The organism is Pseudoalteromonas sp. MM17-2 (assembly GCF_022347945.1).
Taxonomy (GTDB): domain Bacteria; phylum Pseudomonadota; class Gammaproteobacteria; order Enterobacterales; family Alteromonadaceae; genus Pseudoalteromonas; species Pseudoalteromonas ruthenica.
In genome coordinates this window covers 114,158-120,463 of record NZ_JAKRFV010000012.1, presented here as the reverse complement: position 1 = coordinate 120,463, position 6,306 = coordinate 114,158, and the positions used below count along the sequence as shown (strand labels likewise).

General features: G+C 41.2%; 3 protein-coding genes and 1 pseudogene. All 4 read right to left on the bottom strand.

The features are described 5' to 3' along the window. Positions 1-2,434, bottom strand: a pseudogene (locus MHM93_RS11515) (hypothetical protein); the annotation flags it as partial. Between the two features lie 60 nt (positions 2,435-2,494). Further along, complete coding sequence (locus MHM93_RS11510; protein WP_239449225.1) at positions 2,495-3,805, bottom strand: HlyD family type I secretion periplasmic adaptor subunit; 1,311 nt, start codon at positions 3,803-3,805, stop codon at positions 2,495-2,497. Then, positions 3,798-5,972: a type I secretion system permease/ATPase gene (locus tag MHM93_RS11505; RefSeq protein ID WP_239449224.1), complete on the bottom strand. Its 2,175-nt coding sequence runs from the start codon at positions 5,970-5,972 to the stop codon at positions 3,798-3,800. Before MHM93_RS11505 ends, MHM93_RS11510 begins: the two co-directional genes overlap by 8 nt. 141 nt (positions 5,973-6,113) lie before the next feature. Then, the gene (locus MHM93_RS11500; RefSeq protein WP_022945545.1) at positions 6,114-6,272 is read right to left on the bottom strand and encodes a YqaE/Pmp3 family membrane protein; all 159 of its coding nucleotides are present in this window, start codon (positions 6,270-6,272) and stop codon (positions 6,114-6,116) included. Positions 6,273-6,306: the final 34 nt, after the last annotated feature.

The window sequence follows — 6,306 nt, the reverse complement described above, 5'->3', positions numbered from 1 at the left end:
CATCATTCCCATCACCACGGCGATAGATATAGCTATCGGCACCAGCGTGTCCTTCTAAACGGTCATCTCCCTTCCCGCCTATTAGCTCATTTTCGTAATTTCGTGCTGCAGAACTGGTTCTCACTTTGATGGTGTCATTTCCATCCCCACCATCCACACGGTTATGACCTAATCCGGTAGTAATAACATCATCACCGCTAGAGCCTAGAATTATATCGTCGCCCGCTCCACCTTTGGCCACACCTGACTGACTGAGTATAATATTTATCGCATCCTCTCCATAACTGCTTTGACCAGGCCCTATCGAATATTTTTCGTAAATACTTTGTAATAAACTTTCGTCAGTATTCTGATCCATAAATAGAGTATATAACTCTCCTAAAAACTCAGCGCTTCGTGACCACTGCAAAACCACATTTTGTTCCAAATTTTTAACCAGATCAAACGCATCCATGACTGCACTTGCCGGGTCAATAGCGGCTTGCTCTGCCAATAAAGATTCAAATTTGCCGAACTCATATTCAAGTCCATCTGCCGTAAAAATAGGCTCAATGGAATCAATCAACGGTTTTAAACGGGTTTGAGCGGCCAAGGTAAAATAGATATTCTCTTGCAGTACTTCATAAGCCGTATTTATTGAATTAGCCACCCTCTCTTTCTGCGCTTTTAAAAAAAGATTAAACGACCAACTTTTTGAGTATTCATTTTCACCTGCCACACTTGACGAGCGGGTAGTAGTAAGAATGCTTCGATATATTTCGTTATATCGACGCCCATAAAAAGCCTCTAATACACTGGCTTTAGAATGGTCGGATCCGTCTGCTTCCTCCACTAAATGACCTAGAGTGTACAGTGTATTGCCCATCTTCCACCAAACACTGACACCGGGAGTATAGTGTGGTGGATAATTACCATCGGCGTCTGGCGAAAGGTTATCAAAGTTATATATGCTTCTTTGGTACGAGTATAGAGTGTCGGTAGATGAAGTTTTATGCCACTCAAATAGAAGGTCGTCTATTAAATTTTTCTGTTGTGAGCGGGTGCTTGCCTCCGCAAACCGCTCGACCACATCAGCTAAATTTTTGTTCAACCCAATGGATTCCTTCAAGCTATGCAACCCTCCTGTGCCATCCGCTTCAGGAAGATGGCTAAAACGGTCATCAACAGTGATCGGCTCCAATGGTTCTTGGTAAAAAGGATCTTCTGCAAAAAATACCGCGTTACTATTCCCCTCACTACCATCAAGCCAAGTAAACACTCCTTTATATGCTAGTTCATTCCCATTTTGAATTGTGCCGTCATTGTTATAGTTTGCTACATCTATAGATACAATACCTAAATCAGCAAGGCTCATTAGTTCGTCAGCTTGACTAAAGCCGTCTTGGTTTTTGTCTTGCCAAACCTGAAGCTGACGGTAAATCTCATCACGATTATTGATAATACCATCATTGTTTTTATCTAAAGCTTGTAAAGCTTTATAGCCATGTTCTGCAAGTTCGCCTGTGCTATCGTCAATAACAGTGTTATCACCAAAAAGCTCACGCCCATTATCGATGATGCCATTGCCGTTCTTATCTAAAACAAGTAGTCCATCACTAGCAGATACCCAGCCGGTGCCTAGCCTAGTTCCATCTGAATTGTGATCAAATAATACACCGGCTTCGATACCAACCGTCTTAACTCCATCACCATCAAGATCAAAGACTATAGGATCTCTGCGCGGCCTCGCTGCCTCTTGTATATTATCAAGCAATGGCTTTAAACTATCTGGTGTTTTGAGCTGAGCAGCCTTTATTGAATCTAGCCATTCTTGATGAGACATTCCCGCAGGGACTGTGCCATCTGTTACACCGTCAATAAATGCTTTACGGCTAACGAGGAGGTCGTGCACATTCTGCAGTGGTTCGGGCATCCCTATTTCAAACGGTTCTTTGAAACCACCAAATGGAGTCTTAATCGATAAATTTAAAGTACTATCGAACCCACCAGGCCCCAGACCAAACTCTAAAGAAGCCCCTGCTGCTACAGCCCCGTAAAAAGATGAAAAATTTGCATCTAAACTCATACTTGACGGGCTTTGGCCTGCTGCCCCTTTAGTTGTTAGGCCTACACTTAAGCCCAACCCAGCTCTCAGTGCTTTAGGCAAAGAAATTGAAGTGCTTTGCTCCCAATTACCATTGCTGAACGTTTTAATTGATGTTTTAAGTACAGGCCCAAAGTCATATGTCTGAGTTATACTTCCATCTTCATTAGAAGACACGGAGAGACCCAAAAAAGAACTTTTAAAGCCCCCCGTATAGCTTATCCCGTCACCATCTTTTTTGATCGAACCAAATAACTTTCCTGATGAATCGGTAAATTTTATACTCCCATCAGGTTGAATAGCTGCTTCATATCCATTTAACGTTTTAATTGCAAAATTTGACGCACTCATAATAATCCCTGTTTAATAATATTCCGTTCTGTAGTTTCGGTTCATGGAAGCGTCTTTGAGCTACCTCTCACGCGCTCCCTCTTGCACATGTTGCATAATAGGTGAGAGAAGAAACTCTATTATTCTTCTACTCCCCGTTTTTATCTCTGCCGATACAGCCATCCCTGAAGATAAAGGGACTAGGCGGTTATCTACCTCAATAGAGTTCTTTTTCAAAGAGATCTTAATAGGAAAAACCAACCCTAACTGTTCATGCTCTGTTGCATCTTTTGATACACTTGTAACTTCCCCCTTAATAATCCCATATCGGGTAAAAGGAAAGCTCTCCACCTTTATCTCTACTTCTTGTCCTGGATACGCGAACCCTATGTCTTTGTTTAATAAGCCCGCTTCAATGATGAGTTCGTCATTCTCAGGTACCACCCTGAGAAGCTCTTGTCCCGGTGTAACAACTCCCCCCAGCGTAGTTACAGCAAGGCTTTCAACAGTACCGGCAACTGGAGACAATAAGCGTGTTTTCTTTTCTACAAACCGACTTTTTTCAAGCTCTTGTGAAACTTGAAATAACTGAGTTTCTAGATCATTAAGGTGTAAAAGTGTTTTGTTTAGTTGCTCAGAGCGCTGTTGAATTAAATTACTTTGAGCAATAGCTAAAGCTGCTTGAAGTCTTAAGATATTTGTTTCCTCAATCGATAACTGCTGCTCCAACTCAATCGCTTCTTGCTTTAAAGCCAAAAACTGCTCCCGAGCGATCATTTTTTTTCTTTCTAACTCAGCCATTGACTGAGCGCGCTCTTGTATTAGCGGAAGAGTTAATCGAACTTTTCTTTCTTCTAGCTTAGCGGCTTGAAATTCTGCCTTCAAACGTTCAATCTCTGCTTTCATTACTTTGGTGTTTTCCAAATAAACAGTGACCTCATTCTTTAGAATAGCTTGCTGCTTTTCATCAATAGCTGAGTAGTCTGGTTCTAAGCCATATTCTTGAAAAGCTACAAACATCATTAATCTTTGAATATTATCGCCTAAACTTTCCTTTTGTTTTAAAAGGTTACGAGAATCAGCGGCACTCATTGCAGGGTCAAGTTCAATTAACATTTGACCCTTTTCTACTCTTTGCCCCTCGACGATATGAATTGCACTAACAACTCCTTTTTCCATCGGCTGTATAGCTTTGACTTGTTGTTTAGGAGTTATTTTCCCTGGAGCAATCGCAACAATATTAACTGTCCCTAAGCACGCCCAAAGAATAGCTATAATAAATAGTATTACTAAAGACCAAACGATACTTCTGGCTAACCGGGGCGGAGGGGCTGACTGAACTTCTAACGCTGCCGGTAAAAACTCATATAAACAGAATTGCTTCTTAAACATCAGGAACTAACTCCTGCGAAGGTGAAATATTTGAAAGTTGTATACTTTGTAGATAGTGATAGTGCCCGCGCTCATTTAGCAACTGTGCATGAGTTCCTGATTCAACTATACGACCTTTATCAAGAACAACGATACGATCCGCATGACGTACAGCAGATAAACGATGCGCGATTATAAGCACCGTTCTTCCTTTAGCTATATTTGTCATATTTTTCTGGATTATAAGCTCTGATTCATAGTCTAAAGCACTGGTTGCTTCATCAAAGATAAGTACAGAAGGGTTTGTTAGTAGAGCGCGAGCAATCGCTAATCGTTGACGCTGCCCCCCTGACAGAGCGGAGCCTTGTTCACCCACTTGAGAGTCATATGCGTGTGGAAGTTCTAATATAAACTCATGTGCTCCTGCTAACTTAGCTGCAGATATTACGCGTTCCAACGATGCTCCAGGATCACTTAAAGATATGTTCTCACGCACACTGGCATTAAATAAAAAGTTCTCCTGTAAAACCACACCAACTTGTTGACGTAGCCAAGTTGGGTTAATAAGGGCTAAATCTACACCATCAACAAGCACTCGTCCTGATTCAGGTAAGTAGAGCCGCTGGATTAATTTAGTTAAAGAACTCTTACCCGAGCCGGAACGACCCACCAAACCTATTACCTCTCCAGCCTCCATCTTTAGATTAATATCACTCAGTACTAAGGAACGGCTAGGGTTGTACCTGAAATTAATGTGTTCGAATTCAATATGGCCCTTCATTTTTGGTAAAGTAATTTTATTGCGCTCGCCAGCTTCTAGAGGCGTATTAAGAATATCACCCAATCTCTCTACAGAGATACGGGCCTGCTGAAAGTCCTGCCATACATTGGCAAACCTCATTATTGGCGCCGCGATACGCTGCGCCAATAAATTAAACGCGATGAATTGCCCAATAGTGAGGCTTCCATCAGTGACTGCTATAGCCCCAAAATATAAAATAAGTAGACTGGTGAGCTTAGTTACAAATGAAGAGCACTGTCCGTAGATATTGTTTAATTGACTAGATTTGAATGCTGAGCTGACATAACTTGCCAGCTTGTCATCCCATTTGTTGCGCATTTTTGGTTCTACAGCGAGAGATTTTATTGTCTCTACACCGTTTACCGACTCTACTAAAAATGCATGGTTTTCGGCGCTACGCTGAAACTTATCTTCTAGAACCTTGCGCAAACGTGGACCTAGAGTAAAAGCAATAATAAAGTAAAATGGAAGACTACCTACAACAATCCAAGTCAAAAAAGGAGCGTAGTAAAACATTACAGCAAAAAAGACTAGAGTGAAAAACATATCTAAAACGATTGTGAGCGCCGATCCAGTAATGAACTCCCTAACGGTATCTAGTTCTTTTACCCGAGCTACAGTATCCCCAACTCGCTGAGCTCTAAAAAATGACAAGGGAAGATGAAGCATATGTTGATAAAGTTTGCTACCTAGTTCCACATCGACTCGATTAGTCGTATGGCTGAACAAATATGTCCGTAAACCCGATAATATTACTTCAAAAGTAATGATGAAAAAAAAGCCCACGGCCAGCACATCTAACGTCGTCATTCCTTTATGAACCATTACTTTATCAATGGCCACCTGAAAAAAGATTGGGGACGCAAGAGCTAGAAGTTGTATAAAGAATGATGCTAAAAGCACATCACTAAAAATGTTACGGTACTTAAACATCACCGGAACAAACCACCCAAAGCCAAATTTGGCTGACTTACTCAAAACAGCTTGTCTCGGTGATAAAAAAAGTATTCTATCGCTGTAATTAAGCTTGAATTCATCTAGAGATAAGCTTTTTTGCGGTGAGGAGCTCTGTATATCATGAACGAGAATTTGACCATGAGCCACTTTTGCTAGAATTACATAGTGTCCACTTTTGTGTTTAGCCATCGCTGGTAAGACTTTGTTATCCAAGGTTGCGACATCACAGGACATAACCTTCGCTTTGAATCCAAACGAGCGCGAGGCACGTATTAACTGAATTTCTAGGAGTTTTGAATCTTGGGAGGGGATGTCAAATTCATGGATTAAGTCTTCAACATCTAAACTTTTATGATGAAACCTTGCTATAAGGCTGAGGGACTTTGCACCTGAGCTGAATAAGCTAGGCTTGTTTGTATCTTCTTGCATTAAAAACTACCGGAATAATAATTGCAAGAATGTCCCGGAAAGTTGATGAAACCACTTGAGACCATAGCGCATCCTTGCTGCCATGAAGTAAATTATACCTAAGTAGTACTGTGAATTTCAACTGAATGTGTAACTAACCTTTTAACGCCGCCCAATAATATAGATAGCGTGAATAAGGCCAGGGAAGTAGCCTAGTAGGGTTAGTAAAATATTAAGCCAAAAGTGCATTCCTAAGCCCACCTGCAAAAATACACCGAGTGGGGGAATAAGAATTGAGAAAATGATTCTAATAATGTCCATGATTGCTCCGCTAGTTACGCCTGCTTGTAGATAA